The following is a 26586-nucleotide window of genomic DNA, read 5'->3' as shown; positions in this document are numbered from 1 at the left end:
CGGCGCTTCAGCAGGTCTTGCTCGCGGAGGCACCCTTGATGCAGTCGCCGACCTTCGTCGCACCGCTCCTGAGCGCGTTGTTGATGATGAAGGCGACCACCCCGACGATGGCGACCACCACCGCGGAGATGATCACCCACTCGACCGCGGAGACCCCGCGGTCCGCCTCGCCGGAGCGCGCACGCGCCAGCCGCGCCCGCAGCAGGACGATCAAGAAGTCGACGGCCGGGTGCCGGAAGCGCAGAGTACTCATCTCAGGGTTCCCCCTTGAAGCTGATGGTGGGTACGGGTCACATCTGGAACACGCGGATCGCGGCCGGAAAGACGAGGAAGACCAGGAACGCCGCACAGAGCAGGAGTTGGGCCACGAGCATCGACTGCGATTTCTCGCCCGCGCCGCCCTCGATCTCCGCCAGCTCGCGTTGGCGCATGGTCTCCGCCCGTGAGGCGAGTGATTCGCGGACCTTCGCCCCGTCGTCCGCGACCAGGCCCAACGAGGCCGCGAGGTCGCGCAGTTCGTCGACGCCCAGCTCCTCGCCGAGCCGCCCCAGCGCGTCCCACTGGCTCGTGCCGGTGATCCGCGCATCGGCGAGACAGTCGCGGACCCGCCGCAGCGCCCACCCGTCGCCCACCTCGGCCGCCGCCGTCAGCGCCTCCGGCAGGCCACGGCCGCCGGCGAGGTTCATGGCCACCAGGTCGAGATAGGCGCCGATCACCCGGCGCAGGTTCCGGCGGCGTACGACCGCGTCCCGCCGCACCTCCAGGTCGGGCAGGACGAAGAAGACCGCGGCGAACAGCAGGGCCAGCCAGAGCGGTACGGCCGGACCGCTGCCGAAGCCCGCCGCCCACAGGACGGCGAAGACCAGCGGCCCGAAGAACAGCCCGCACGCGGCCAGCAGCACCTTGGTGGCCAAGAAGGGCTCCCAGCCGCGATCGAGCACCGCCAGATCCGCCCGCAGCGACCGCGCTTCCCACCCCTGCCGCCGGTAGCAGGCGGCCACCCGCGAGCCCACCCGGGCGCGCAGCGGTGCCAGCCGGCCCGTCACCGGTGCGGCGGCCCGCGCCGGTCCCGGCACGGCGACACGGGCGCGCAGCGCGTCCACCCGGGCCACCGTCGCCACCGCGCCCCGGCGGGACGGCAGCAACGCGCGGACGAGGAGGTACACGCCGAGCCCGAAGACCGCACCGCTCAGCACCATCGCCGTCATCGCGGGACCGCCCCCTCCCCCGGCCGTCCCCCGCCGGGCCCCGGCGACGCCCAGGGCGTCCGTGGGCGGTCGGGGTGTGCCGCCGGCTCGTTCCGGATCAGGAACCGCTCCGGCGTCTCGACGCGCGACAGCTTCCGCAGCCAGCCGAAGCCCAGCGCGAACAGCCCGCACACCCCCGCCAGCACGACCTGCCCGAGCGGTGTTCCGTACGGTGCGACGAAGCCGCGGTTGAAGACCGACAGGCCCAGGACGAACGCCACCGAGACGCCCACGACGATCTGCACGCTCCGCCGGGTGCTGGCGCGCTGGGCCATGACCCGCTGCCGCATGCCGACCTCCTCCCGCGCCGCCCTGGCCAGCGCGCCCAGGACCTGGCGCAGGCCCGGGCCGCGCAGCCGGGAGTTGAGGATGAGCGCCGCGATGACGAGGTCCGCGGACGCGTCGTCGATCTCGTCGGCGAGCTGCTGCAACGCGGCGGGCAGCGGGGTGCGGGCGCGCACCCGGTCCACCAGGGCGTCCAGGTGGGGGCGGAGCGCGGGCGCCGCGGCCCGCGCCGACGCCGGGATCGCCTGCTCCAGCCCGACCGCACCGGCGACGGTGTCCCGCATCGACTCCGTCCACGCCGCCAGCGCCTCCACCCGCCGCATCGCCGCCCGCTCCTCGGCCGCCCCGCCGAAGAAGCGGTGCCAGACGAGGACGAGCGCGCCGGCGGCGACGGCGAGAACGATCCACCGGGTCAGCAGCAGCATCAGCAGCCCGACCCCGATCGCCAGGGAGCCCCGGCGGCCGGCGAACCGGGCGAGGTCCCGCCCCCGCTCGCCCGCGCGCGTGCGCCCGGACCCGGCGGGCAGACCGCGCACCGCGACGATCAGGAGCAGCAGACCGCCGCCGGTCCCCGCGCCGCACAGCAGCGCGGCGAGCACCGGCAGCGAGAACAGGCCGCCCGACGCCCCGAATCCGCTCATCCCCGCCTCACCCCCACGACCGGCCGGTGCGGTAGCCGAAGGCGGCCAGCTCCTCCGCGCAGGACAGGGGGGCGTGGGGCACGGTCCGCCCGTCGGCGGTCTCGGCGAACACCTCACTCGACAGCACCCGCCCGTCCATGCCGTTGACCTCCCGGACGGAGGTGACCGTGCGGGTGAGCCGTCCCCCGGTGGCGTAGGCGTTGCGCCGCTCGACGAAGACGACGAAGTTGACCGACCCGGCGATCAGCATGTGGGTGGCCTCGATCGGCAGCCGCTCCCGCGCCTGGAGCGCGTAGGTCGCGATGCGGCTGAAGACCTCGGCGCTGCCGTTGGCGTGGATCGTCGACAGCGACCCGTCGTTCCCCTGCGACATGGCGTTGAGCATCGTGACGATCTCGTCGCCCAGCACCTCGCCGACGATGACCCGCGAGGGGTTCATCCGCAGGGACCGCCGTACCAGCTCCGCCATCGTGAGGGCGCCCTGGCCCTCGGAGTTGGGCAGACGCTCCTCGAACGCCACGACGTTCGGGTGGAGTTCGGGAAACTGCTCCAGCCCCAGCTCCAGCGCGCGCTCGACCGTGATGAGCCGCTCCGCGGACGGGATCTCGTTGGCCAGCGCCCGCAACAGCGTGGTCTTCCCGGCGTTCGTCGCGCCCGCGATCATGACGTTCTTCCGCGCCCGCACCGCGGCCGACAGGAACGCCCCGACCTCCGGCGTCAGCGTGCCGTTGCCCACCAGGTCGGCGACGAACACCTTGCCCAGGCGGGCCCGCCGGATCGACAGCGCGGGCCTGCGGGTCACCTCCCTCACGGCCGACAGCCGCGAACCGTCCGGCAGCCGCAGATCGAGCTGCGGATTCGCGGTGTCGAAGGGCCGCGACGACAGCCCGGAGTAGGCACCCAGCACCTGGATCAGCTCGACGAGTTCCTCGTCCGACTCGGCCACCGGATCGGTGACCACCTCGCGCCCGTCGGCGTACCCGACGAAGACCCGGTCGCAGCCGTTGATGTCAATGTTCTCGACCTCCGGGTCGTCCAGCAGCGGCTGCAGACGCCCCACGCCGAACAGGGCAGCGTGCACCCCGGCCGCGTACGCCTCCTCGGTCTCCGCGTCCGGCGGCGTCCGCCCCAGAGCGATCTCCGCCCGCGCGTGCTCCTCCAGGATCTGGGCGATGACCGACCGCGCGTACTGCCGCTCGTCCTCGCCCGTCATCGGGGCGAGCCCGGACGCCTGGTCGATGCGCCGCTGCTCGGCGATGCGGTCGCCGGCCTCCTGCCGGAACCGCTTGATCAACTGGTGGTCGACGGCGTTCATCGGCCGGCCTCGGGGCCCGGCCCGCGCAGCCAGGCCGCGCCGTACCGCCGGTAGAGGTCCCGTACGACCTGACGCGCCGACCTGATGAGCAACGTCCTGTCCACCCGTCCCCCTCTGCGTCCCGCCAGCCGGGCGGCCCCGACCGGATCCCGGGCGATCGTGCCGATGACCTGGGCCCGCGCCTGGGCGCGGCGCAGCATGGCGTCGACCTCGCCGGCCAGCCGCGCCGCCCGGGACGGCTCGGCGACCAGCAGCACCCCGACCGACGGCACACCGGGGACGGCGGCCCGCGGCCCGCCGGGCGGCTGCGCCGACAGCGCCGCGGCCCGGTCGCGGACCCGGGCGAGCTGCTCCGGCTCCGGCCCCGACACCAGCAGCAGCACGGACGCGTCCGCCAGCAGTTCAGCCGCCGGGGAGTCCGTCCCGAGCCGTCCGCAGTCGGCGATGACGTCCGCCGCGCCCCGCGGGGACTCCCCCAGCTCCACGAACGCCCGCCCCAGGGTGGCCCACAGCCCCGAGACACCGGCGGCCTGTTCGGACGTCCCGAGCCCCACGAGGACATCGAGCCCGCCGGACATCGGCTGGACGTGGTCCCACACCTGCTCGGCGACCAGACCGCGCCGCGCGGTGGCGGCCAGCGACAGCAGTCCGAGGTTCGGGTCCAGCGCGCCGCCGTGAGCGGCGACGTTGCGGTACACCAGGTCGCCGCCGGCCGGATCGACCTCTGCCAGGAGCGCGCGGCGTGGCCAGACGGCGGACAGTGCGAGGGCCGTGGTCGTGACCCCGGGGGCTCCCTTGTCGGCGGCGAGGGCGATGAGCGTCATCCCGTGCCCCGTCAGCCGCGGTGCGCGGGCACGAGCACCAGCGTGACCTCGCCCGCCGCGGCGGCCTGCGTCAGCCGCGGCGCGGAGGTCTGCTCGACGACCAGGGAAACCGGCAGGTCGCCCCCACCGGCGCCGTCACCGTCGCTCCCGGCCCCGGCCCCGGCCCCGGCCCGCTGCACCTTGGCGCGGTCGACGAGGAGGGGATCGCCGTCTCCCGCCCCGCCGTCGTCGGCGCCGGACCCGCCGGAGGAGGACCGCGCTCCGTCCGTCCCGGCGCGGTAGGCCGCGACCGTGTCCCCGGCCCGGAGCCCGTCCGGGTACTGCCCGCTCTTCAACGACAGCCCCACGACGACCTGATGCGCCTTCGGGCCCTGCTGTTCGGTGAGCATCGGGCCCACCAGCACGGAGTCCTCGACGAGATCGGTCGCCGCACGGTATGTGCCCAGCAGACCCCGCTGGGACCACTCGACGTAGGGCACGTCGGAGTCCTTCGCCACCATGACGGAGGCGATGGCCGACTCCGGAACCGGCTCACCGGCCGGGACGCGCTGCGTCACCTTGATGGCCTCGACGCGTTCCCCGGCCCGCAGGACGAGAAGCGTCGACCCGAGCGCCCCGGCCAGGATCAGCAGCACGGCCAGCGCGGCGAGCGCCGGTTTCCGCTCCCGTGGCGTGACCGGCAGCCGCTCACCGGCGGACGTGCCCCCCGGACCGCCGCTTCGAGGCCCCACCGGCGCACGCTGCTGAGTCTTCAAGAGATCCCCCCGGATGTCTCCCGAGTGCCGCCGCGCAGCCCATCGGAACGGGTCGGAATTTCACTGCGACAAACGGTCAACCATCAAGCCCGGGAACCGTATCAGCCGCTCACCAGCCCCTCAAGAGAGAACAACTTCCCCGTAACTCCGGCCGGTAACTCCGGCCGGAATCCAACGCTCCGCACCCGCTTTTCTCCGCCGTACCCAGAAAACTCTTTCCGGTGAAAGTCCGTGGTGGACGATTCGGGTGCAGCTCCTCGCCGCGATCCGACCCCGGCGTCCGGTTTTTCGCGACCGACGTCAACCGGCCAGTCGCCATGGACGGCGCCCGCCCGGACGCGGCGCGGCCCCGGCGTCGACGTCGGCGTCGGCGTCGGCGTCGGCGTCGGGACCGGCCGACGCGACAGCGACAAGGCCGCACGCCTACCGCTCGATCCGTCCGAAACGCCACCCGTCCGAAACTCCCGAAGAAGTGTTCTCAGGCATGACGAACACACCGTCAACGCCGGTACCACACCTCATCTGTTGCACGGAAATACCAGCGTGAGCACTTCTTCACCGGAACTGGTGCTTCAGGACATCGGGAGGGGTACCGAGAGACATAGCAGCAACAGAACAGTCATGCCCGAAGCCATGACGGACCTCACCCGGATCACCACCGCCATGGCGCCAACCAGCGCGCATACCCATGGAGTTGCCTGTGTTCCGCCGCCCTCTGATGCTGGCCGCCACTCTCACCGCGGGCGCGTCCCTGCTCCTGACCGGTTGCGGAGGCAGCACCCAAGACCCCAAGCCTTCGGGAGAGATCACGGGAGCAGGCGGTGGCGAAAAGAAGCCGAGCCCTTCGACTACGGGGGAGCCTTCCGGGGGGACGCGTTCCGAGGGGCGGCCCGTCTTGAAGACCGACAAGAATTTCAGGGAGGAGTTCGAGAACTGGTCCTCCAAAGACCAGAAGACCAATGCCGTACTCCTGGACGGGAAGCTACAGGCACTCGCCACGAACTCGGCCATCTTCACATCGGACCCCGACGCCCCCGAAGTGGCCTTCTACAACGACGGACCGGCACTGCGCTCCGTTCATGAATGGGTCGGCCAGTTCAAGAACAAGGGTCACACTTTGACCGGGTATCTTCGCTACTACAAACCCCGCGTTAAATTCCTCGCCGAGAACTACGTAAGCCTCAGCTATTGCACGGATGAGACCAAAGCCTTCTCGAAAGAGATGAAGAGCGGGAAGGTCCACACCACAGAAGCGTCCGCGAAAAGCTACGTGCTCTACATCCTGGGCATGAAAAAGGGAGCGAACGGCGTCTGGAAGACCGACGCGATGAGCGGCGAAAGGGGACGATGCACGGCATGAAACGCAGGCTCCGGGCAATATCCGCACTGACCGTGGCACTAGTCTTTTCCGCCTGGCATTCCACCGCTCGCGCCGATGTCGGGGACGGCGGTGACGTACTCTCCGGCATCCACGCATCCCACCTGACCGCCGAAGCGACGCAGACAAAAGTCAAGATCAGCCGCTCCGGCGGCTCACCGGGCACCGGCCGCCTCACCCCGGCGAATCCCGACTGGACGCCGCCCCCGTGCTGGTACGAGCCCATGGCCACGCCGAAACAGTTCAAAGAGAACGTGCAGGAACTCAAGAAGACCGGAGGGCTCGGCCTCGTCAACACCTCCATCAGGTGGGACGCCAAGCTCTTCGAGAGCAGTTACAAGAAGAGGAACGCGTCCGGTCTTCTGGGGCAGGAGTTCAGCAAGTACGGCAACTACAACATCTCCCAGCAAGGCAAGGGGATGTGGTACCGGGCCGTTCTGAACCCGAACGTCGAGACGGGGCGCGACGACGACCTCATCTGTACGGAACTCATCCACTGGATCCCCAACGGCAGCCCCCCGCCCTACCCGGAGAGCATCTCCCCGAAAATTCTCGCGGGGTACGCCTACAGCTCCGTGCGGATTCCGGGAACCGTCGTCTCCCTCAATCCGGACGGCAGGCAGACCGTGAATCTCCCGACCTGGATATGGCTGGACGGCGCCAAGTTCACACCGGTGAGCGTCACGGCCAGCCTGCCCGGCTCGGGATTGTGGGCGACCACCACCGCCACTCCCGTCGGCCTCCACCTCGATCCGGGCACGAAAGACGCCGACCTCTCACCGAGCTCCGGCACCTGCCCGATGCACGACGGCCAGATCGGACAGCCTTACACCAAAGGCTCGGGCCTCAAACCCCCGCCCTGTGGGGTGACCTACCGCCACTCCACCGCCCACACGGGTCCCTACCGCCTGAAGGCGACGCTCACCTGGCGGGTCTCCTGGAAGGGTTCGGGCGGCGCGGGCGGGACGCTTCCCGAGGGCACCTTCGGCACCGGTATCCCTCTCCACGTCCAAGAGGCGCAGGCCGTCAACCGCTGACGCCCGTGGCGCACCCCGGAATCGGGACCCCACCGGCGGCGGGAGGACACCACGCGCCTCGGCGCCACGTACAACGCCGCCTGCCGCGCCCGAGCTTCAGGCCCGGGAACGACCTCGCGTCACCGCAGCGTCAGCCCCAACCCCTTCTCCAGCGCCGTCGCCTGCTCCGGCGTGACGAGGGCGACGATCGTGTCGTAGACGCCGTGCTTCTCGCGCGGGAAGTCGACGTAGCGGAAGGTCCGGGGATCGTCGCCGCCCGGATTCAGCGCGTCGATCGCCTCCGTTGCCGCCAGGTGGTCGTAGTACTCGTCCGAGAAGTGCTCGGCGGGGACGGCGACCGCGATGCCGTTGCGCTCGAACTCCAGGGTGTCGTCCCGGGAGGTGCCGTCCGGCGAGCGGTCGCCCTCCACGAGGCGGACCTTGGTGACGGTGACGGCGCCACCGATCAGCTCCGCGGCGCGCTCCAGCAGGTACTCGTAACCGGGCTCCAGATAGTCGATGTCGTCGGCGTGGATCGACAGCGCGATCCCGAAGGACTCCAGCGCGCAGGCGACCTCGTACGGACGCAGCGAGTCCTGCGCCCACTGCGTGTACTCCGCGAGCACCTGCCGGACCTTCTCCGGCGCCACCACACCGGCCTTCTCAAGGACCGCTCCGACCCGCGCGTACGTCATCGTCTGCATGTTCGACATACAGGCATCCTGCCAGAGGGGTACGACACCATGTGGCCTCACAGTGCAGGTAGTTGGGAAGGCCGGGCCGGTCCGGGGCTCAGGCGGCGCGGGCGGCCACCTCGTCCGTCAGAGCGGCCAGCAGCCAGTCGTGCGTGGTGCCCGGGGTCGGCACGGGACGGCCGTCGCGCGGGCCCAGGACCTCGGCGGTGAGCGCCCAGTACGGGTCGAGACGCGGGTCCGCGGCGAGGTGGGCGGCGAGCTGACGGCGGAAATCGGGGGTGTCCCGGGCGCCACCGGAGGCGGCGTACGCGGCGACGAAACAGTCCAGCGCCTCCCCCGGGTGCGGCGCCCGGTCCCGCCGCAGCCGCGCCGCCGCCAGCTCGTACGCCTCGCCCAGCCCGTCGTAGAGGACCTCCGGGCGGAAACCGGGGCCGGAGCGGTGCGCGGCGGGCCGGGGGCGGGCAGAGCCGTCGCACGGGCGGGTCACCAGGGCGTGCAGCCGGGCGAAGGCCAGCACCTGCGCGGGCGTCGGATCGTCCGGCGGCGCGGGCACCGCCTGCTCCAGGAAGGCGGCGACCGCGCGGCCGGACATCCGCGGCGGCAGCCAGGCGCGCCAGAACCGGGCGAGCGGCGCGGTACTGGGCGGCGCCGTCACCGCCCCGATGAGCCGCAGCCGATCGGCGCGCTCTTGGGGCGGGCACTCCTGCACCAGCCGCAACCCGGCCTCCCGCCACCGCAGCGCCGCCATCCGGTCCCCGAGCTGCCGCAACTGCCCGGCGACGGCATCCTCCAGGGCGCCGCCCGCCCCCGCCTCGTCGTCAACGATCCGCCGCACCTCCGGGACGGGCAGATCCAGGGCCCGTAGCGAACGGATCAGCCGCAGCCGGTCGAGGGCGTCGGGCCCGTACCGGCGATGTCCGCCCGCACTCCGCACCCGCTCCGGAAGCAGCCCCCGGTCCGAGTAGAACCGCACGGTCTTGACGGTGACACCGCCGCGTTCCGCCAGCTCACCGATGCTCCACAGCCCGTCGGATGCCGTCACTTGAACCTCCCTCAGGGGGAGTTCCTACGGTACCGGCGGGCACGGTGCGTACGGGCCGGTCGGGGGACGGCCCGTACGCCGCCCGCCCGGCTGGGGGGGCGCACCGTCGTGTGCGGGGCGCCCCTCCCCGTACGGGGGCGATCCCACGCGTACAGGGGAGCGCCCCCGATGGACGAGACGAGCGAGGAGCGAACGATGAACGATGCGGAGCGGATCGGGGCCCACGACGGGCACACCAGGACCCACTTCCTCCTGGTGCCGGGGGCCTTCACCGGCGGGTGGGTGTGGCAGGAGACGGCGGCGCGGCTCAGGGCTGCGGGAGCGGGGGCGCACACGGTGACGCTCGTCGGGCCCGAGGGGGCGCGCGGGGGCGGGGCTGCGCCGGACCTGGAGGCGTATATCGGGGAGGTGGTGCGGGTGATCGATGCGGTGGGGAGAGGCGGCCCGGCCGATTCCGAAGCGGCGGACCTCGGGGGCCCGGCCGGGCCCGGCGACGAGGCCGGTTCCGCCGATGCGGACGCCGCCGCCCGGGACATCGTCCTCGTCGGCCACGGCTACGGCCTGCACCCGGCCCTGGGCGCCGCGGACCGGCGCCCCGGCCGCGTGGCGCGGCTCGTCGCCCTGGACACAGCCCCGCCCCAGGACGGACACCCGGCGTGGGCCACCGTGCCTGACCAGGGAGTACGGGAGGAACTGGCCGCACGGGCGGGGTCCGCCGAACCCGACGGCGGGCCGCTCCCGCCCCCGGACTCGGCTGCCGCCTGGCGCCGCTGGGGCAGCACCGACGGCCTCCCCGGACCGGCCCTGGAGCGCCTGATCCGGGACGCCGTCCCGCAGCCGCTCCACACCCTCCTCCAGCCACTGCACCTGACCGGCGCCGCCACCGACGTCCCCACCACCGGCGTCCTCTGCACCGCCAACGGCGCGAGCATCGACCTGGTCCAGATGCGGGTCAGCCTCGGCGATCCGGCGTTCCAGCCGCTCACGTCACCCGGTGTGCGCTTCCTCGAACTGCCCACCGGGCACTGGCCGATGCTCTCCTGCCCGGACGGACTCGCCGACGTCCTGCTGCGCGCGGCGGCGGGCGAGGGCCGCCGCCTCACCCCGGCGGGCAGCCAACCGCCGCCGCATCTGCGGCCGTTCGTCCTCGACGTACCAGAGGTGCCGTGCGAGCGGAACGAGACCATCGATCTGCACCTCCCCGGGGGCGACAGGCCGCATCCAGCGGTGATCGTCGTCCACGGCGGGCCGATCCCCGAGGGCATCCGGCCGACGCCGCGCGAGTGGCCGACGCTCACCGGGTACGCCCGCCTCGCCGCGGCCCACGGCGCGGTCGGCGTGACCTTCGACCACCGGCTGTACGACATCGACGGCTACCCGCGCGCGGCGGAGGACGTCGCGGCGGCGGTGGCGCGGGTCCGCGAAGATCCGCGGGTGGACGGCGACCGGATCGCGCTGTGGTTCTTCTCCGGCGGCGGACTGCTCGCCGCCGACTGGCTGAGCGCCCCGCCGCCGTGGCTGCGCTGCATCGCCGCGAGCTACCCGATCCTCGCGCCCCTGCCCAACTGGGGCCTGGACGGCGACCGGTTCCGGCCGGCGGCGGCGCTCCGCGGCGCGGGCGACCTGCCGCTCGTCGTGGTCCGGGCCGGTCGCGAACTGCCCGAAATCGCCGCCACGGTCACGGAGTTCCTGACGGCGGCCGAGGCACACGGGGCCACCCTGGAGGTGATCGACGTACCCGACGGCCACCACGGCTTCGAGACCGCGGACCACCACTCCGACGCCGACCCCGCGGCGCTCCGTACGGCCGTCCGATCGGCGCTCCGGACCGTCCTGGGACGACTGACGGAACGGTAGGAGTCACCGGCGCCACGGGCGCCTTGGACGTCACGGCCCGTAGGGGGCGGGCCCTACAGGCCGTGGCACGGGTCCTCGAAGGTCAGCCCGAGGTGGTGGCCGAGGGCCGCGCGCTGTTCGGCCGTGGCGAGGACCATGATGGCGTCCCACCCCTGGTACGGGCCCTCGGGACCGTAGTCGACGCAGCGGAAGTCGCGCGGATCGTCCACGGGGCTCAGCGCCTCGATGGCCGCCTGCGCCGCGCCGATGTCGAAGTAGTCGTTGGACTCCTGCTCCACACCGAAGGAGTGCCGCTGCCCCTGGGCCGTGAAGTACATGACGCCCCGGCCGTCCTCCGGGTCGTCCTCGTCCGCCTTCTCGAAGCGGTACTCCGTCACCTCGACCGCGCCGCCGGTGAGGGCCGCGGCGTCCGCCAGCAACTCGCCGTACGCGACATCGGCGAAGTCGACGTCCTCGGCGTGGATGCTGACGGCCGCGCCGAAGTCCTCCAGGGCGTAGGAGACATGGTGGAGCGGTGTGATCTCCTCGTGCGCGACGTCCCGGAACTCCTCGACGACGCCGCGGCCCTTCTCCTGCGTGATCATGCCGAGCGCGGTGAGCACCTCGGCGATCCGGACGTAAGTGATCAGCTCTGCCTGTGACATGAGCACACCCTCTCAAGGGCGGGCAGGCCGCGAGGGTGGTTCCGTCAGGCTCCCTCGGGCGGGCCGCCCCAGGTCACCCGGCCCCGGAAACGCCGCCGGGGCGGCACCCCTCCGAAGAAGGGTGCCGCCCCGGCGAACCAGCGGACGGTGATCCGCCCGTCCCGCCGCGTGCGACGGAACGGGGCAGGGATCAGAAGTCCATGTCACCGCCGGGCATGCCGCCCGGAGCGCCCGCCGCGCCGGCCTTCTCCGGCTTGTCGGCGATGACGGCCTCGGTGGTGAGGAACAGCGCGGCGATGGAGGCGGCGTTCTGCAGCGCGGAACGGGTCACCTTCGCCGGGTCGATGATGCCCTCGGCGATCATGTCGACGTACTCGCCGGTGGCGGCGTTCAGACCGTGGCCGACGGCCAGGTTGCGCACCTTCTCCACGACAACGCCGCCCTCAAGGCCGCCGTTGACGGAGATCTGCTTCAGCGGGGCCTCCAGGGCCAGCTTCACAGCGGCGGCACCGGTGGCCTCGTCGCCCTCCAGCTCCAGCTTCTCGAAGACGCTGGAAGCCTGGAGCAGGGCGACGCCACCGCCGGCGACGATGCCCTCCTCGACGGCCGCCTTCGCGTTGCGCACGGCGTCCTCGATGCGGTGCTTGCGCTCCTTGAGCTCGACCTCGGTCGCGGCACCGGCCTTGATGACCGCAACACCGCCGGCGAGCTTCGCCAGGCGCTCCTGCAGCTTCTCGCGGTCGTAGTCGCTGTCCGAGTTCTCGATCTCGGCGCGGATCTGGTTGACGCGGCCCTGGACCTGGTCGCTGTCGCCGGCACCGTCGACGATGGTGGTCTCGTCCTTGGTGATGACGACCTTGCGGGCGCGGCCCAGCAGGTCGAGACCGGCGTTCTCCAGCTTGAGGCCGACCTCCTCGGAGATGACGGTGCCACCGGTGAGGATGGCGATGTCGCCGAGCATGGCCTTGCGGCGGTCACCGAAGCCCGGGGCCTTGACGGCGACGGACTTGAAGGTGCCACGGATCTTGTTGACGACCAGGGTCGACAGGGCCTCGCCCTCGACGTCCTCGGCGATGATCAGCAGCGGCTTGCCGGACTGCATGACCTTCTCCAGGAGCGGCAGCAGGTCCTTCACGTTGCCGATCTTGGAGTTGACGATCAGGATGTACGGGTCGTCGAGCGACGCCTCCATACGCTCCATGTCGGTGGCGAAGTACGCCGAGATGTAGCCCTTGTCGAAGCGCATACCCTCGGTGAGCTCCAGCTCCAGACCGAAGGTCTGGGACTCCTCGACGGTGATGACGCCTTCCTTGCCGACCTTGTCCATGGCCTCGGCGATCAGCTCGCCGATCTGGGTGTCGGCGGCGGAGATGGAGGCGGTCGAAGCGATCTGCTCCTTGGTCTCCACGTCCTTGGCCTGCTCCAGCAGGGCGGCGGAGACGGCCTCGACGGCGGTCTCGATGCCCCGCTTGAGGGCCATCGGGTTGGCGCCGGCGGCGACGTTGCGCAGGCCCTCCTTGACGAGCGCCTGGGCCAGGACGGTCGCGGTCGTCGTGCCGTCACCGGCGACGTCGTCCGTCTTCTTCGCGACCTCCTTGACCAGCTCGGCGCCGATCTTCTCGAACGGGTCCTCCAGCTCGATCTCCTTGGCGATGGACACACCATCGTTGGTGATCGTGGGGGCGCCCCACTTCTTCTCAAGGACGACGTTGCGGCCCTTGGGACCGAGGGTCACCTTGACGGCATCGGCGAGCTGGTTCATACCGCGCTCAAGGCCGCGCCGCGCCTCCTCGTCGAACGCGATGATCTTGGCCATGTGAAGTGGTCCTCCCAGGACGAAGGGGGCACCTCCCGCGCCTTAGGCGTGGAGGCTCTTTCCTCCGGACCGCGCTGGCGCCCGCGACGGACGGCCCACCGTTGGAGCGGTTCCTTCCCGCCCCGCCTGCGGACCTCACCGACGGTCCAAAACTGTCACTCTCACTCGGAGAGTGCTAACGCAATGATTAGCACTCGACCCCATCGAGTGCAAGCGCCCTTCGGGGATGGGCTCCATGAGGGGCGGCGGTCGGGCGACGGGTGGACGCAAGGCGCCCTCCGCAGGAGGGCTCATTGAGGGGCGGCGGTCGGGCGACGGGCGGGCGCAAGCGCCGCCCTGCGGCAGTCATCCCTGAATCCGCAGGCCCCACCCCCAACACAGCAGGAGACCCGCACCCCCAACAGGGCGCGGGTCTCCTGGATGCTGCAGTCGGTCGGCGCTCAGCCGGCCGCCAACTTGACCATGTCAGCCTGCGGCCCCTTCTGGCCCTGCGAGATCTCGAACTCGACCCGCTGACCCTCCTCAAGGGTGCGGTAGCCGTCCATCTGAATCGCGCTGTAGTGGACGAAAACATCCGCACCACCGTCGACCGCGATGAAGCCGTACCCCTTCTCCGCGTTGAACCACTTGACGGTGCCCTGAGCCATGCCTAACTCCCCTATTACTGGCCCTTGCGCAGGACCGCACTCCGCGGACCCGGGTCAGACCTCACCCCGCGAATGGCCCGTGGGGTGTGCGCCGGAACGCGTCGACCGCCGCCGAATGTATCCGCACCGGCGCCCAGCGCAACAGGTCAATCGGACGAGAATTCTGACGATGCGAGAAGTAGCGATATGCGCAGAACTGGCCATATTCCCGGGCAACTCGGGCCGGACATAAGGAACTTGGGGCGCAAACACCGCACACACTTTGCACACAACTCATCGCAATCCCGGGGCGTTCAGAAGGCCGCCACACCGCGCTCGACGAGCAGAAGAAGGGGATCGGCGAAATGGTATCGCGTTTTGCAGGACTGTTTCACAACGCGGAATCGCCCCGTCCGCATATACGGACGGGGCGATTATCAGTCAGGGAGAGAAAGGAATGGCGAGAACCATTCGCCACCCGGGTGGCGGCTCCCCGACCCCGGTGCGGGCGTCAGCAGCCGCCGGCCACCGCCGGAATGATCGAGACGCCCGCACCGTCCGGCGTCGGCGTCTCCAGACCCTGCTCGAAGCGGACGTCGTCGTCATTCACGTAGACGTTCACGAAGCGCCGCAGCTTGCCCGCGTCGTCCAGCACCCGGGCGGCGATGCCCTGATGGTTCTTCTCCAGGTCGGTGATGACCTCGGACAGCGTCCCGCCCTCGGCGGTGACCTCGGAATCGCCGCCGGTGTACGTACGGAGGATGGTGGGGATGCGGACCTTGACGCTCATGGGTTCTGCCTTCCAACGACTGCGGATACGTCTGCGGAACCGGCCGCCGCGCCCCGGGCGGGACGGCGGCGGACGGACCGGGTCGGCCGACTGCCGGCCGGGGGAGCGACCGGGAATCAGCTGGCCAGACCGGCCGAGCGGAACGCGTCCAGGCTCGGGCGGATGGTGGCCGTGGGGCCGGTGGTCGGAGCGACGGCGTCAAGCGTCTTGAGGCCGTCGCCGGTGTTGAGGATGACGGTGGACAGGGTCGGGTCGAGCAGGCCCTCTTCGAGGAGTTTCTTGGTGACGCCGACGGTCACACCGCCCGCGGTCTCCGCGAAGATCCCCTCCGTCCGCGCCAGCAGCTTGATCGCGTCCACGACCTGCTCGTCGTTGACATCCTCCACCGCGCCACCCGTACGTCGCGCGATGTCGAGGACGTACGGCCCGTCGGCCGGGTTGCCGATCGCCAGGGACTTGGCGATGGTGTCCGGCTTCTGCGGGCGGACCACGTCGTGCCCGGCCTTGAACGCCGTCGACACCGGGGAGCAGCCCTCGGCCTGGGCGCCGTAGATCCTGTAGGGCTTCTCCTCGACGAGGCCGAGGGCGATCAGCTCCTTCAGCCCCTTGTCGATCTTGGTGAGCTGGGAGCCGGAGGCGACCGGGATGACGATCTGGTCCGGCAGCTCCCAGCCGAGCTGTTCGCAGATCTCGTACGCCAGCGTCTTGGAGCCCTCGCCGTAGTAGGGGCGGAGGTTGACGTTGACGAAGCCCCAGCCCTCACCGAGCGGGTCGCCGATCAGCTCGGAGCAGAAGCGGTTGACGTCGTCGTAGTTGCCCTCGATGCCGACGAGGTCGCCGCCGTAGACCGCGGCCATGACGACCTTTCCGGCCTCCAGGTCGTGCGGGATGAAGACGCAGGAGCGGAACCCGGCGCGGCGGGCGGCGGCGCCGACGGCACCGGCGAGGTTGCCGGTCGAGGAGCAGGAGAGGGTGGTGAAGCCGAAGGCGCGCGCCGCCTCGACGGCGATGGCGACGACCCGGTCCTTGAAGGAGTGCGTCGGGTTGCCGGAGTCGTCCTTGACGTAGAGGCCGCCGGTGACGCCCAGCTCACGGGCGAGGTTGTCGGCCTTGACGAGCTTGGTGAAGCCGGGGTTGAGGTTCGGCTTCTCGGCCACGTCCGCGGGGACGGGCAGCAGCGGTGCGTACCGCCAGATGTTGTGGGGACCGGCCTCGATCTGCTTCCTCAGCTGCTCCGGGTCGCCGTCCGGCAGCTCGTACGCCACCTCAAGCGGCCCGAAACAGGACGCGCAGGCGAAGATCGGGCCGAGCGGGAAACGCTCACCGCATTCGCGGCAGGACAGGCCGACGGCGGGACCCAGAGTGACGGAGGAAGCGTTTTCGGTAACTTCAACAGCTTGCGCAGCCATGGAGGCGAGGCCCTTTCTCCTCATCTTCCTCGCGGCGCATCTCGCCACGAGACGGATTTGGCACCTTCCCTAGCCGGGAGCCTCGCGCCGCGTGATGCGGTCGAGACCGGCTGGAGGGTTGCCGGGGCTTCAACGGGCCGTGTCCCTCTGCCCCTCTGGATGAGCGGTATGGCGCTGGGAAATCCCAGGCGTTTGTGGTGCGGTGACCCCGGCATGCGGCGGTCATCCGCGTTGTTCAAGACTGTAACCGACGGCACTGACAGTAGAGATAGTCGTCCGAACCGCGAGATGGATCACATGCGCCGCCGAGACGGCGCGCACCGAGGAGTCGAAGACGTGCTGGAAGAGGTGGAGCGCTGGCTGGGGCGTCGCTCCTGGTCCGCTGCCGACCGACCGCTGCCGCAGCTGCTGGGGGCCAAACGGCTCAGCGGCCGTACGGTCAGCGTCGTACTGCCCGCGCTCGACGAGGAGGCGACGGTCGGCACGATCGTCGCGGCCATCCGTGCCGCCCTGATGACCGAGGAGGTGCCACTCGTCGACGAACTGGTGGTGCTGGACTCCGGGTCCACGGACCGGACGGCCGAGGTCGCGGCGGCCGCCGGGGCGCGGGTGGTGGCGCGGGACAGCATCCTGCCGCGGCTGCCGGCGGTGCCCGGCAAGGGCGAGGTGTTGTGGCGGTCACTGCTGGTCACCCGCGGCGACATCGTCTGCTTCGTCGACGCGGACCTGCGGGAGTTCTCGCCGGCGTTCGTCTCCGGGATCGTCGGGCCGCTGCTGACCGACCCGGACGTGCAGTTCGTCAAGGCGATGTACGACCGGCCGCTGGAGACCGGCGGCGCGCCCGGGGGCGGCCCCGGCCAGGGCGGCCGGGTCACCGAACTGGTCGCCCGTCCGCTGCTCAACCTCCACTGGCCGCAGCTGGCCGGTTTCGTGCAGCCCCTGGGCGGGGAGTACGCGGCCCGCCGCTCGCTGCTGGAGCGGCTGCCGTTCCCCGTCGGGTACGGCGTCGAGCTGGGGCTGCTGGTCGACGCGTTGCACACGGTCGGTCTGGATGCGCTCGCCCAGGTGGACGTCGGCGTCCGCAAGCACCGCCACCAGGACGGTCAGGCGCTGGGCCGGATGGCCGCCGCGATCTACCGCACCGCCCAACTCCGGCTGGCACGCGGGCATTTGGTGCGGCCGCGGCTGACGCAGTTCGTCCGCGGCGAGAGCGGTTTCGTCCCCCGGACCAGCGAGGTCGACACGGAGGAGCGGCCGCCGATGGCCGAGGTCCCGGAGTACGCGGAGAGCCGGGCGGCCTGAGCCGCCCCGGCGGGCTCACCCGGTGGGGCGACGGGCCGCACCGGGCGTCCCTCCCTTGGCCTCATCAGCGTCCCTCCCTTGGCCTCATTCGTACGTGTGCGCCGATCCGGTGCGGGCTAGGGTCGCGGCATGGCCTCCGAACACAGCGGTACCACCCCTGCCCGGACGCCCGCCGCGGGGCGCGGCGCCGAGGTGCTCGTCGCGTCCAACCGCGGCCCGGTCTCGTACGCCGTCGGCGCGGACGGCGCGCTGGCCGCCGAGCGGGGCGGCGGGGGGCTGGTCTCGGGACTGTCGGCGATCGGGCCGGAGACGGACGCGGTGTGGGTCTGCGCGGCGCTCGGCGACGGCGACCGGGAGGCCGCGCGGCGCGCGGACGGTGAGCTTCCGGCGGCCGACACCGGTGGACAGCGCGTCCGGATGCTGGATATCCCGGCGGAGGTGCACGCCGCCGCCTACAACGGCATCGCCAATTCGGTGCTCTGGTTCGTCCACCACATGCTCTACCAGACGCCGCTGGAGCCCTCGTTCGACACGGAGTTCCGGAAGCGATGGGCGGCGTACGAGGCGTACAACGCGGCGTTCGCGGGGGCGCTGGACCAAGCGGCGGCGCCGGGCGCGGCGGTGCTGATCCAGGACTACCACCTGGCGCTGGCCCCGGGGATGCTCCGCGAGCGCCGCCCCGACCTGCGGATCGGCCACTTCTCGCACACCCCGTGGGCGCCGCCGGAGTACTTCGCGCTGCTGCCCGACGACATCCGGGAGCGGCTGATCCGGGGCATGCTCGGCGCGGACCGGACGGGCTTTCTGACCGAGCGGTGGGCGGCGGCGTTCGTGGCGTGCACCCGCGCCACCCTGGAGACACGGTGCGCCGTCCACCATTCGGACGGCGAGGCGCCGCATGTGGTCACCGCGCCCCCGGGCCGTACGCCGCACACCACCCGCATCGGGGTGCACGGTCTGGGCGTCGACGCGGAGTTCCTGCGGGAGCGGGCGCACCGCCCGGACGTCGACGAACGGCTGGCGGCGCTGCGCGCGCAGATCGGCGGCGGGGACGGGCCGGAGCGGCGCCGCACGATCGTCCGGGTCGACCGCACCGAACTGTCGAAGAACATCGTCCGCGGGCTGCACGCCTACCGCCGTCTGCTGGCGGACCGCCCGGAGTGGCGCGAGCGCGTCGTCCACCTCGCGTTCGCCTATCCCTCCCGTCAGGATCTGGCCGTCTACCGCGACTACACCGCCGAGGTGCAGCGCGCCGCCGAGGAGATCAACTCCACGTACGGCACGCCTGGTTGGCAGCCGGTGCTGCTGCATGTCAAGGACGATTTCGCGCGTTCGCTGGCCGCGTACCGCCTCGCCGATGTGGCCCTCGTCAACCCCATCCGGGACGGCATGAACCTCGTCGCCAAGGAGGTCCCGGTGGTCTCCGACGCCGGGTGCGCGCTGGTCCTCTCCCGGGAGGCGGGCGCCCACGAGGAGCTGGGCGAGGACGCGTTGAGCATCAATCCGTACGACATCAACGCGACGGCGGACGCGCTGCACGCGGCCCTGTCGATGCCCGAGGAGGAACGCGCGGACCGCTCCGCCCGGCTCGCCGCGGCGGCCACGGCGCTGCCGCCCGCCCAGTGGTTCACGGAGCAGTTGACGGCGCTGCGGGGGTGAGGACCGGCCCCGGAGACCGGTCCTCGGCGTGGGCCGGGGATCATGAGGGGCCGCCGACCGGCGTGCGTCCACCGGTCCGAGGAGTCCGATGTCCGCCGAACGCCCCGCAGCCCCTGCCCCGTTCCTCTCGGACACCGGCGCGCCGCCGCCCCGCCGCGGCCGGATCGTCTTCCTCAACGGGACCTCCAGCTCCGGCAAGTCGAGCATCGCGCGGGAACTGCTGGACATCCTGGACGAGCCCGCGTTCCATCTGCCCGTGGACGCCTTCCACGCCATGCGCTCGCGCCGCGAGGTCGCCCCGGAGACGCTGGGGACGGTGCTGCGGCGCACCTGGATGGGGTTCCACCGGGCCGTCGCGGGCATGGCGGCGGGCGGCAACGACGTGGTCGTCGACCATGTGCTGAGCGAGGAGTGGCGGCTCCGGGACTGCCTGGCGCTGTTCCCCGCCGAGGACGTCGTGCTGGTCGGCGTCCACTGCTCGCTGGAGGAGCTGGAGCGCCGTGAACAGACCCGCGGCGACCGTCCGGCGGGCCTCGCCGCCCGCCAGTTCACCCGTGTCCACGCGCACGGCGTCTACGACCTGACCTGCGATACGACGGCCACCCCGGCGGCGGAGTGCGCCCGGCTGATCAAGGAGTTCCTGCCGGGGCGGCCGACCCCGACGGCGTTCCAGCGGATGGCGGCGGGGGCCTGACGGACTGACGGGCGGGCCGGTGCCCCGCCCGTCAGTCCGTCAGCCGGTCAGCCGGTCAGCCGGTCCGCGAGGGCGTCGAGGAGGGCGATGACGCCGGTGGGGCCGTCGACCACCAGGTCGGCGCGGGCGGCGAGTTCGGGGACCTCGGTGCTGCCGCTGCACACCAGCAGGCCGGTGCGGCGGGGCGCATCGGGGTCGCTGCGGAGGCGGTCGACGGCGTCGAAGGCGGCGAGGTCGCCGAGGTCGTCACCGGCGTAGAGGACGGTACGGGCGCCGGTCTCGCGGAGCCAGGCGGTGAGGGCCACGCCCTTGTCGACGCCGGGCGGGCGGAGCTCCAGGACGTAGCGGCCCGGTTCGACGAGGAGGCCGTGGCGGGTGGCGAGGGCGGTCAGGGGGGCGCGCAGTGCGTCGAGTGCGCCCTGCGGGTCGGGGGCGCGCCGGGTGTGGACGGCGAGCGCGCGGCCGCCCTTGCGCTCGACGGCGGCGGCCGTCCAGGGGCCGTGCCAGACGCCGGACGCGGCGAGGACGTCCGGGAGTTCGGCCTCGGCGGCGGCGACGGCGGGCGGCGGCCCGTCGGCGTGCAGGGCGCCCGTCGCTGCCTCCCAGCGCTCGGCGCCGTAGTGGCCGAGGACGGTGAGGCGGTCCAGGCCCGGGGCGCCGTCGACTCCGGCCAGGCGGACGGCGACGGCGGCCGGACGCCCGGTGATCACGGCGGCGGCGCACAACCGGGGCACCAGCCGCCCCAGCGCCCGCGCGGCCCCGGGGTGCGCCCGCGCCGCCTCCGGGTCGTCGACGATCTCCGCGAGCGTCCCGTCGAAGTCGACCGCGAGCGCGGCGTCCCCCGGCGCGGCCAGCAGCGCGGCCAGCGCGTCGCGGCCCGCTTCGGTACGGGGTACGGGGAGGTCGGGGCGCGGTGGCGGGCCGGTGTCGGGCGTGCGGCCCGTGTCCGGCGTGCGGCCCGTACCGGGCGGAAGGTCGGGGCCCGCGTCCGGGCCCGGCGAGGGTGCGGCGTCCGGGGAACTGCCCATGGGGCGAGCGTACCGGGGTGGGGGCGGGGGGACCCGGTGTACCGCGGAGACAGCGGAAGACCCTCGGCGGCGCGGCGCACCTCCGTCCGGGCCGCCTCCCGCACGGGCCGGGCGCCTACGCCCGGCCCCCGTACCGCCTCAGCGACGGTCCCGCCGAGCCGCTCGCCTGCGGAGCAGCCGGTTGACGGTCACCGCGTCGTGGCGCAGCGCCCGCGGGTCGTCGAGCAGGGCGTTGAGGAGCTGGTAGTAGCGCGTCGGGGAGAGGCTGAGGTGTTCGCGGATGTGGCGCTCCTTTGGGCCGGACGAGGGCCAGGAACGGCGCTCCACGGCGAGCACCGCCACGTCCAGGGCGGAGAGTTCACCGGAAGCGGGCACGTCCGGGCCGTCCTCGGGGGCGGAAGCCAGGGCACCCGTGGGCGCGGAAGCCGGGCCGTCCTCGGGTGCGGAAGCCGGGCCACCCGTGGGCGCGGAAGCCGGGCCGTCCTCAAGCCGGGCGGTCGCCTCCGTGCCGCCGTCCGTCCCCCGGTCCGTGCCGTTCTCGCCGCGCGTCGTCACGTTCCCACGATAATCCCCTGGTCGGACGACCGGGCGGGGCGGGACGACGGGCCGGGGCGGCAGCCGGGCCGGGAAACCGTCACCGGCCGAGCGCCCGAACCGAGCGCCCCGGCCGGGCCCCGGGCCGGGCCCTCACCCAGGGGCTCATCCCCCGGCCGTATCCGCCGCCTCCGCCATGTTCTGGAGGTCGGAGAGGATGCTCGACGGGTCGCCCTTGGGGCCGACCGCCGCGCCCATCTCCGACTTGAGGGCCTTGGCGACCTCCGGCCACGACGTCTTGTTCGCGGGGTAGAACTGCGCGTCGCGCAGCGGGGCGACGAAGTCCTGGAGCGTGCCGAAGCGGTGGTCGCCGGCCATCTTCTGGGCGGCCGAGGTGGTGACCGGCAGCAGGCCGAAGTCGCGGGAGAAATTCAGCACGTTGGTGTCCTGGTAGACGAAGTCGAGGAACTTCCCCACCTGGGTGCGGTGGCCGTTGTGCTGGAACGCCATCATCCAGTCGGAGACGCCCAGGGTCGACACGGCCGGGCCGTCCTTGCCGGGCAGATCGGCGGTGCCGTAGTCGATGCCGTGGGCCTCCGCCTGCTTGATCAGCGCCGGATGGCCGTTGAGCATGCCAACCGTGCCGTCGGCGAACCGGGCGAAGGCGTCCGCACGGTTGAGGGTGGCCGGGTCGCCGCCGGTCAACCCCTTGTCGACGAGTTCGTCCCGCAGCCACTCGAAGGTCTTGACGTTGGCGCGCGAGTCGATCGCGTACTTGCCGATGTCGTCGGTGTAGCCGCCGCCCCTGCCGAGCAGCCAGTTCAGCGATTCGGCCTGGGTCTCCTCCGGGCCGAGCGGCAGCGCGTACGGCGTCTTCACGCCCTGCTTCTTCAGCAGTTCGGCGTCCTCGGCGACGTCGTCCCAGGTCTTCGGCGCCTCGGCGATGCCCGCCTGGGCGAAGAGCTTCTTGTTGTAGAAGAGGCGGCGGGTGCTGGCGGCGAAGGGGATGCCGTACTGCACCCGGCCCACCTCGCCCGCCTCCGCGAGCGTCGGCTGGAGGTCGGCCTGGACGGGGATGGAGAGCAGTTCGTCGGCGCTGTACAGCTGGCCCCGGGCGGCGTAATCGGCGTACGAACCGGTCTGCGCCAGGTCGGGGGCGTGCCCCTTCCGGACCAGATCGGCGACCTTCTTGTCGACGTCCTTCCAGTTGTAGACGTCAACGTCGACCTTGATGCCGGGGTGCTCCTTCTCGAAGGCGCGGGTCAGCCGGTCCCAGTACTGCCGCGAGCCGGGTCCCGTGCCGTCGCCGTAGTCCGCGGCAACCAGCTTGAGGGTGACGCGGTCGCCCTGGCCCCCGCCGCAGCCGCTCAGGGTGAGGGTCAGGGCGGTGGCGATTCCCGCCGCCGCCAGGCTCGTGTACCGCCGCTGCACTGCTGTTACCGCCCTTTGTCCGGATTGATCGTGGTACCGGGTCCGCGTACGGCATCGGGGATCGCCCTCCGCCGTCGCGGCGGCGCGCGCCCGGGGCGACGCACCGCACATGAGGTCTGCACCACAGTCCCCACCGCTGCGCAGGCACCACGGAACTCCGCAGGTCACTGCGGCCTGACGGCGAACGAACCATGGGGTGGCACCAAGGATACGGGCAGGCCGCGCCGCGAGTGGACTAGACCTTTAGGACCGGCTCGCGCGAAACTGTCCCCGTGAGACACGTCATCGCCCTCGATGTGGGCGGCACCGGAATGAAGGCCGCCCTCGCGGGGGCGGACGGGACCCTGCTCTACGAGGCGCGCCGCCCCACCGGCCGCGAGCGCGGCACCGACGCCGTGGTCGAGGCCGTCCTCGGCTTCGCCGCGGAGCTGCGCGACATCGGCCGGGCCCGCTTCGGCACCCTCGCGGCCGCCGCGGGCGTCGCGGTCCCCGGCATCGTCGACGAACGGACCGGCGTCGCCGCCTACTCCGCCAACCTCGGCTGGCGCGATCTGCCGCTGCGCGACCTCCTCTCCCAGCGGCTGGGCGGCATCCCCGTCGCCCTCGGCCACGACGTCCGCACCGGCGGGCTCGCCGAGGGCCGCATCGGCGCCGGACGCGACGCCGGACGGTTCCTCTTCGTCCCGCTGGGCACCGGCATCGCGGGCGCCATCGGCATCGAGGGCCGCATCGAGACGGGCGCGCACGGCAGCGCCGGGGAGATCGGCCACATCGTCGTACGCCCCGGCGGGCGGCTCTGCGGCTGCGGGCAGCACGGCTGTCTGGAGACGGTGGCGTCCGCCGCCGCCGTCGGCCGCGCCTGGGCCGCGGCGTGCGGCGATCCGTCGGCGGGCGCGGCGGACGCGGCGAAGGCCGTGGAGTCCGGCGATCCGCGCGCCGCCGCGGTGTGGCAGGACGCGGTGGACGGCCTCGCCGACGGCCTGGTCACCGGCCTCACCCTGCTCGACCCGCAAACGCTGATCATCGGCGGCGGGCTCGCGGAGGCGGGCGACACGCTCTTCGTGCCGCTGCGCGAGGCGGTCCGCGCGCGGGTGACGTTCCAGCGCCTGCCCTCGATCGTCCCGGCGGCTCTGGGGGACGCCGCCGGCTGCCTGGGCGCGGGTCTCCTCGCCTGGGATCTACTCTCCACGGAGGTATCCGCCTGATGGCACAGCAACAATCCGCGGGCCGTGCCGGTGACCGGCGCACCGTCCTCGCCGGGGCCCGTGTCGCGACCCCGTCCGGCGTCGTCGAGGACGGCCGGATCACAGTCGCGGACGGCCGCATCGCCGAGGTGTCCGGCGGCCCCGCCCCGGACGGCCCCGGCACTGCCACGGCGGGCCACACCGATCTGACGGGCCATCTCGTCGTGCCCGGCTTCATCGACATGCACCTGCACGGCGGAGGCGGCGGTTCCTTCTCGTCCGCGGACCCCGAGGAGTGCCTGCGGGTCGTCGATGCGCACCGCCGCCACGGCACCACCTCGATGATCGGCTCCACCGTCACCGGCGACCTCGACGACCTGGCCCGGCAGGCGGCGGTCCTCGCCGAACTCACCGAACAGGGCGACCTCGTCGGCATCCACTTCGAGGGCCCGTTCATCTCCCCGCACCGCTGCGGCGCCCACCAGCCCGAGCTGCTGCGCGACCCCGATCCGGCGGACGTCCGCAAGCTCGTCGCCGCCGGCCGCGGCCGCACGAAGATGATGACCATCGCCCCCGAACTCCCCGGCGGCCTGGAGTCCGTACGGCTGCTCGCCGACGCGGGGCTCCTCGCCGCCGTCGGCCACACCGACTCGACGTACGACGCGACCCGCGACGCCATCGACGCCGGGGCGAGAGTCGCCACCCACCTCTTCAACGCGATGCCCGCGCTGGCCCACCGCGCGCCGGGGCCGGTCCTGGCGCTGCTGGAGGACGAGCGGGTCACCGTCGAGATGATCAACGACGGCACCCATCTGCACCCGGCCGTCCTCCAGATGGCCTTCCGGGACGCGGGCGCCGGGCGGGTCGCGTTCATCACCGACGCGATGGGCGCGGCGGGCATGTCCGACGGGATGTACCACCTCGGCCCGATGGGCGTGGCGGTCACCGACGGCGTCGCCCGGATCGCCGAGGGCCCCACCGCCGGGTCCATCGCCGGGTCCACCCTCACCCTCGACCGCGCGTTCCGCCGCGCCGTCACCGTCGACGGCCTGACGGTCGACCAGGCCGTACAGGCCCTTTCGGCCAATCCGGCGCGGCTGCTGGGTATCGACGACCGGACCGGTTCGCTGGCCGTCGGCAAGGACGCCGATCTGGTCGTTCTGGACGCCGCGTACGAGGTCGTGGGCGTCATGCGGCACGGCGCGTGGGTGGTCCGCCCGTCCGGCGTCTGACCCACCGCGGGGCCGGGGCGCCGCCGTACACCGAAGGCCCGGCGGCGGCCCGGCGGCGGCCCCGGGTCTGGGCCAACCGCCGCGGTCGATGGCATGATCGCTCGCGCACTTGTCCGTACGCGGCCGCCCGGGGGCGGTTGCCGACCCGGTGGCCGCCGCGGTGGCCACCCGGCCCACCACCGCCCGGCCACCGGCCGACCGGGCCCGGCGCGGGAGGGAAACATGATCCTCACGGTCACGCTCAACGCCGCCCTCGACCTGACCTACCGGGTGCCGCGCCTGACCCCGCACGCCACCCACCGCGTCACCGACGTGGCCGAACGCCCCGGCGGCAAAGGGCTGAACGTCGCGCGGGTACTGGCCGCGCTCGGCCACCGCACCGTCGCCACCGGGTTCGCCGGGGGCGGCACCGGGGACGCGCTGCGCGCCCTGCTCACCCAGGAGAGCGACGTCACCGACGCGCTGGTCCCGGTGGGCGGCGCCACCCGCCGCACCGTCGCCGTCGTCGACGCGGCCACCGGCGACACCACCCAGCTCAACGAACCGGGCCCGGTCGTCTCCCCCGCCGAGTGGCGCACCTTCCTCGGCACCTACCGCGAGCTGCTGGCCGACGCCCAAGCGGTGGCGCTCTGCGGCAGCCTGCCGCCGGGCGTCCCGGTCGACGTCTACGCCCGCCTGACCCGCGCCGCGCGCAGCGCCGGGGTGCCGGTCGTGCTGGACACCAGCGGCGAACCGCTCCGCCGCGGCCTCGCCGCCCGCCCCGACCTCGCCAAGCCCAACGCCGACGAACTCGCCGCGCTCACCGGCACCACCGAACCGCTGCGCGCCGCCCGCGAGGCCCGCCGCCGCGGCGCGCACGCCGTCGCCGCGTCCCTGGGCCCGGACGGCATGCTCGCGGTCACCGCCGACGGCGCCTGGCAGGCCGCCCCGCCACGCCGGATCGCCGGGAACCCGACGGGCGCCGGTGACTCCGCGGTCGCGGGCCTGCTCTCCGGCCTCGTCGAGGGATTGTCATGGCCCGAACGGCTGTCCCGCGCGGTCGCCCTGTCCGCGGCGACGGTACGGGCCGAGGCCGCCGGGGAGTTCGACGCGGCGACCTACGCGGAGCTGCTGCCGGAGGTGGCGGTGGCGGCACTTCCCGTCCCGTCGGCACCCGGGCGCTGACCGGCTCAGCCCCTGGGG

At 72.7% G+C, this 26586-nt stretch carries 25 protein-coding genes and 1 riboswitch; of the genes, 9 read left to right on the top strand and 16 right to left on the bottom strand.

The features are described from left to right. Positions 1 to 7 precede the first annotated feature (7 nt). From OG422_RS18720 to OG422_RS18695, 6 genes are read right to left on the bottom strand one after another with little or no spacing between them, the layout of a single operon-like run. Entirely contained in the window at positions 8 to 253 is a 246-nt protein-coding gene (locus OG422_RS18720; RefSeq protein WP_143941189.1) for a hypothetical protein, read from the bottom strand. A 37-nt stretch (positions 254 to 290) separates the two neighbouring features. Beyond that, positions 291 to 1208 (bottom strand): type II secretion system F family protein, encoded by a 918-nt coding sequence (locus OG422_RS18715; protein WP_405743791.1) that lies wholly within the window; start codon positions 1206 to 1208, stop codon positions 291 to 293. Then, positions 1205 to 2173: a type II secretion system F family protein gene (locus OG422_RS18710; RefSeq protein ID WP_405743790.1), complete on the bottom strand. Its 969-nt coding sequence runs from the start codon at positions 2171 to 2173 to the stop codon at positions 1205 to 1207. Before OG422_RS18710 ends, OG422_RS18715 begins: the two co-directional genes overlap by 4 nt. Before the next feature lie 7 nt (positions 2174 to 2180). Continuing rightward, positions 2181 to 3488 (bottom strand): CpaF family protein, encoded by a 1308-nt coding sequence (locus tag OG422_RS18705; RefSeq protein ID WP_405743789.1) that lies wholly within the window; start codon positions 3486 to 3488, stop codon positions 2181 to 2183. Then, positions 3485 to 4312: a hypothetical protein gene (locus tag OG422_RS18700; RefSeq protein WP_405743788.1), complete on the bottom strand. Its 828-nt coding sequence runs from the start codon at positions 4310 to 4312 to the stop codon at positions 3485 to 3487. The genes OG422_RS18705 and OG422_RS18700 overlap by 4 nt, the downstream gene beginning before the upstream one ends. A gap of 11 nt (positions 4313 to 4323) precedes the next feature. Further along, entirely contained in the window at positions 4324 to 5043 is a 720-nt protein-coding gene (locus tag OG422_RS18695) for a hypothetical protein (RefSeq protein WP_405743787.1), read from the bottom strand. Between the two features lie 919 nt (positions 5044 to 5962). Here OG422_RS18695 and OG422_RS18690 point away from each other — a divergent pair. Then, the gene (locus tag OG422_RS18690; RefSeq protein ID WP_405743786.1) at positions 5963 to 6427 is read left to right on the top strand and encodes a hypothetical protein; all 465 of its coding nucleotides are present in this window, start codon (positions 5963 to 5965) and stop codon (positions 6425 to 6427) included. Next, positions 6424 to 7482, top strand: a complete 1059-nt coding sequence (locus OG422_RS18685) for a hypothetical protein (protein WP_405743785.1) — start codon at positions 6424 to 6426, stop codon at positions 7480 to 7482. The genes OG422_RS18690 and OG422_RS18685 overlap by 4 nt, the downstream gene beginning before the upstream one ends. 119 nt (positions 7483 to 7601) lie before the next feature. On the opposite strand, the gene OG422_RS18680 is transcribed toward OG422_RS18685, so the two are convergent. Together OG422_RS18680 and OG422_RS18675 are read right to left on the bottom strand one after the other, a co-directional pair. Next, on the bottom strand, positions 7602 to 8174 hold the full coding sequence (locus OG422_RS18680; protein ID WP_405743784.1) for a hypothetical protein: 573 nt from the start codon (positions 8172 to 8174) through the stop codon (positions 7602 to 7604). Positions 8175 to 8253: 79 nt separating this feature from the next. After that, on the bottom strand, positions 8254 to 9198 hold the full coding sequence (locus tag OG422_RS18675; RefSeq protein ID WP_405743783.1) for a MerR family transcriptional regulator: 945 nt from the start codon (positions 9196 to 9198) through the stop codon (positions 8254 to 8256). Between the two features lie 195 nt (positions 9199 to 9393). On the opposite strand from OG422_RS18675, the gene OG422_RS18670 reads away from it, so the two are divergent. Further along, positions 9394 to 11055 (top strand): alpha/beta hydrolase, encoded by a 1662-nt coding sequence (locus tag OG422_RS18670; protein ID WP_405747878.1) that lies wholly within the window; start codon positions 9394 to 9396, stop codon positions 11053 to 11055. A 53-nt stretch (positions 11056 to 11108) separates the two neighbouring features. Here OG422_RS18670 and OG422_RS18665 read toward each other — a convergent pair whose 3' ends face one another. From OG422_RS18665 to thrC, 5 genes are all read right to left on the bottom strand, one after another. Continuing rightward, positions 11109 to 11699: a hypothetical protein gene (locus tag OG422_RS18665; RefSeq protein ID WP_405743782.1), complete on the bottom strand. Its 591-nt coding sequence runs from the start codon at positions 11697 to 11699 to the stop codon at positions 11109 to 11111. Positions 11700 to 11889: 190 nt separating this feature from the next. Further along, the gene (groL, locus tag OG422_RS18660) at positions 11890 to 13515 is read right to left on the bottom strand and encodes a chaperonin GroEL (protein ID WP_143941178.1); all 1626 of its coding nucleotides are present in this window, start codon (positions 13513 to 13515) and stop codon (positions 11890 to 11892) included. Positions 13516 to 13955: 440 nt separating this feature from the next. Continuing rightward, positions 13956 to 14162 carry a cold-shock protein gene (locus OG422_RS18655; protein ID WP_008743607.1) on the bottom strand — a complete coding sequence of 69 codons (207 nt, stop codon included), beginning with the start codon at positions 14160 to 14162 and terminating at the stop codon, positions 13956 to 13958. Between the two features lie 490 nt (positions 14163 to 14652). Continuing rightward, positions 14653 to 14931, bottom strand: a complete 279-nt coding sequence (locus OG422_RS18650) for a MoaD/ThiS family protein (RefSeq protein ID WP_405743781.1) — start codon at positions 14929 to 14931, stop codon at positions 14653 to 14655. A 116-nt stretch (positions 14932 to 15047) separates the two neighbouring features. Then, positions 15048 to 16340, bottom strand: a complete 1293-nt coding sequence (thrC, locus tag OG422_RS18645; RefSeq protein ID WP_143941176.1) for a threonine synthase — start codon at positions 16338 to 16340, stop codon at positions 15048 to 15050. A gap of 17 nt (positions 16341 to 16357) precedes the next feature. Next, a riboswitch (SAM riboswitch) is annotated at positions 16358 to 16506 on the bottom strand. A 170-nt stretch (positions 16507 to 16676) separates the two neighbouring features. On the opposite strand from thrC, the gene OG422_RS18640 reads away from it, so the two are divergent. The 3 genes from OG422_RS18640 to OG422_RS18630 all read left to right on the top strand — a co-directional run bounded on the left by OG422_RS18640 (position 16677) and on the right by OG422_RS18630 (position 19995). Further along, positions 16677 to 17642, top strand: a complete 966-nt coding sequence (locus OG422_RS18640) for a glucosyl-3-phosphoglycerate synthase (protein WP_143941175.1) — start codon at positions 16677 to 16679, stop codon at positions 17640 to 17642. A gap of 129 nt (positions 17643 to 17771) precedes the next feature. Then, positions 17772 to 19301: a trehalose-6-phosphate synthase gene (locus OG422_RS18635; RefSeq protein ID WP_405743780.1), complete on the top strand. Its 1530-nt coding sequence runs from the start codon at positions 17772 to 17774 to the stop codon at positions 19299 to 19301. Between the two features lie 88 nt (positions 19302 to 19389). Then, the gene (locus tag OG422_RS18630; RefSeq protein WP_405743779.1) at positions 19390 to 19995 is read left to right on the top strand and encodes a chloramphenicol phosphotransferase CPT family protein; all 606 of its coding nucleotides are present in this window, start codon (positions 19390 to 19392) and stop codon (positions 19993 to 19995) included. A gap of 47 nt (positions 19996 to 20042) precedes the next feature. Here OG422_RS18630 and otsB read toward each other — a convergent pair whose 3' ends face one another. The 3 genes from otsB to OG422_RS18615 all read right to left on the bottom strand — a co-directional run bounded on the left by otsB (position 20043) and on the right by OG422_RS18615 (position 22988). Next, positions 20043 to 21023, bottom strand: a complete 981-nt coding sequence (gene otsB / locus OG422_RS18625) for a trehalose-phosphatase (RefSeq protein ID WP_405743778.1) — start codon at positions 21021 to 21023, stop codon at positions 20043 to 20045. A gap of 138 nt (positions 21024 to 21161) precedes the next feature. After that, a complete protein-coding gene (locus OG422_RS18620; RefSeq protein ID WP_405747876.1) occupies positions 21162 to 21428 on the bottom strand; it encodes a DUF3263 domain-containing protein in 267 nt (88 codons plus the stop codon). Between the two features lie 294 nt (positions 21429 to 21722). Then, entirely contained in the window at positions 21723 to 22988 is a 1266-nt protein-coding gene (locus tag OG422_RS18615; RefSeq protein WP_405743777.1) for an extracellular solute-binding protein, read from the bottom strand. Positions 22989 to 23299: 311 nt separating this feature from the next. Between OG422_RS18615 and OG422_RS18610 the strand changes: the two genes are divergently transcribed. The 3 genes from OG422_RS18610 to pfkB all read left to right on the top strand — a co-directional run bounded on the left by OG422_RS18610 (position 23300) and on the right by pfkB (position 26568). Continuing rightward, positions 23300 to 24193 (top strand): ROK family protein, encoded by an 894-nt coding sequence (locus OG422_RS18610; RefSeq protein ID WP_405747874.1) that lies wholly within the window; start codon positions 23300 to 23302, stop codon positions 24191 to 24193. Next, a complete protein-coding gene (gene nagA / locus OG422_RS18605; protein WP_405743776.1) occupies positions 24193 to 25404 on the top strand; it encodes an N-acetylglucosamine-6-phosphate deacetylase in 1212 nt (403 codons plus the stop codon). The genes OG422_RS18610 and nagA overlap by 1 nt, the downstream gene beginning before the upstream one ends. Positions 25405 to 25626: 222 nt before the next feature. Further along, positions 25627 to 26568 (top strand): 1-phosphofructokinase, encoded by a 942-nt coding sequence (pfkB, locus tag OG422_RS18600; RefSeq protein WP_143942812.1) that lies wholly within the window; start codon positions 25627 to 25629, stop codon positions 26566 to 26568. The last annotated feature ends 18 nt before the right edge of the window (positions 26569 to 26586 follow it).

It is taken from the genome of Streptomyces sp. NBC_01525 (genome assembly GCF_045040405.1).
GTDB classification, from domain to species: Bacteria; Actinomycetota; Actinomycetes; order Streptomycetales; family Streptomycetaceae; genus Streptomyces; species Streptomyces benahoarensis.
This window is presented reverse-complemented; position numbering and strand designations above follow the sequence as displayed.

What these genes read in the sequence shown, in the direction of transcription:
- OG422_RS18655 (WP_008743607.1), bottom strand. Translation starts at nt 14,162, where the DNA reads ATGGCTCAGGGCACCGTCAAGTGGTTCAACGCGGAGAAGGGGTACGGC.
- OG422_RS18665 (WP_405743782.1), bottom strand. Translation starts at nt 11,699, where the DNA reads ATGTCACAGGCAGAGCTGATCACTTACGTCCGGATCGCCGAGGTGCTC.
- OG422_RS18610 (WP_405747874.1), top strand. Translation starts at nt 23,300, where the DNA reads ATGAAGGCCGCCCTCGCGGGGGCGGACGGGACCCTGCTCTACGAGGCG.
- OG422_RS18720 (WP_143941189.1), bottom strand. Translation starts at nt 253, where the DNA reads ATGAGTACTCTGCGCTTCCGGCACCCGGCCGTCGACTTCTTGATCGTC.
- OG422_RS18670 (WP_405747878.1), top strand. Translation starts at nt 9,394, where the DNA reads ATGAACGATGCGGAGCGGATCGGGGCCCACGACGGGCACACCAGGACC.
- thrC (WP_143941176.1), bottom strand. Translation starts at nt 16,340, where the DNA reads ATGGCTGCGCAAGCTGTTGAAGTTACCGAAAACGCTTCCTCCGTCACT.
- OG422_RS18715 (WP_405743791.1), bottom strand. Translation starts at nt 1,208, where the DNA reads ATGACGGCGATGGTGCTGAGCGGTGCGGTCTTCGGGCTCGGCGTGTAC.
- OG422_RS18650 (WP_405743781.1), bottom strand. Translation starts at nt 14,931, where the DNA reads ATGAGCGTCAAGGTCCGCATCCCCACCATCCTCCGTACGTACACCGGC.
- OG422_RS18630 (WP_405743779.1), top strand. Translation starts at nt 19,390, where the DNA reads ATGTCCGCCGAACGCCCCGCAGCCCCTGCCCCGTTCCTCTCGGACACC.
- OG422_RS18680 (WP_405743784.1), bottom strand. Translation starts at nt 8,174, where the DNA reads ATGTCGAACATGCAGACGATGACGTACGCGCGGGTCGGAGCGGTCCTT.
- OG422_RS18685 (WP_405743785.1), top strand. Translation starts at nt 6,424, where the DNA reads ATGAAACGCAGGCTCCGGGCAATATCCGCACTGACCGTGGCACTAGTC.
- pfkB (WP_143942812.1), top strand. Translation starts at nt 25,627, where the DNA reads ATGATCCTCACGGTCACGCTCAACGCCGCCCTCGACCTGACCTACCGG.
- nagA (WP_405743776.1), top strand. Translation starts at nt 24,193, where the DNA reads ATGGCACAGCAACAATCCGCGGGCCGTGCCGGTGACCGGCGCACCGTC.
- OG422_RS18635 (WP_405743780.1), top strand. Translation starts at nt 17,772, where the DNA reads ATGGCCTCCGAACACAGCGGTACCACCCCTGCCCGGACGCCCGCCGCG.
- OG422_RS18705 (WP_405743789.1), bottom strand. Translation starts at nt 3,488, where the DNA reads ATGAACGCCGTCGACCACCAGTTGATCAAGCGGTTCCGGCAGGAGGCC.
- otsB (WP_405743778.1), bottom strand. Translation starts at nt 21,023, where the DNA reads ATGGGCAGTTCCCCGGACGCCGCACCCTCGCCGGGCCCGGACGCGGGC.
- OG422_RS18700 (WP_405743788.1), bottom strand. Translation starts at nt 4,312, where the DNA reads ATGACGCTCATCGCCCTCGCCGCCGACAAGGGAGCCCCCGGGGTCACG.
- OG422_RS18710 (WP_405743790.1), bottom strand. Translation starts at nt 2,173, where the DNA reads ATGAGCGGATTCGGGGCGTCGGGCGGCCTGTTCTCGCTGCCGGTGCTC.
- groL (WP_143941178.1), bottom strand. Translation starts at nt 13,515, where the DNA reads ATGGCCAAGATCATCGCGTTCGACGAGGAGGCGCGGCGCGGCCTTGAG.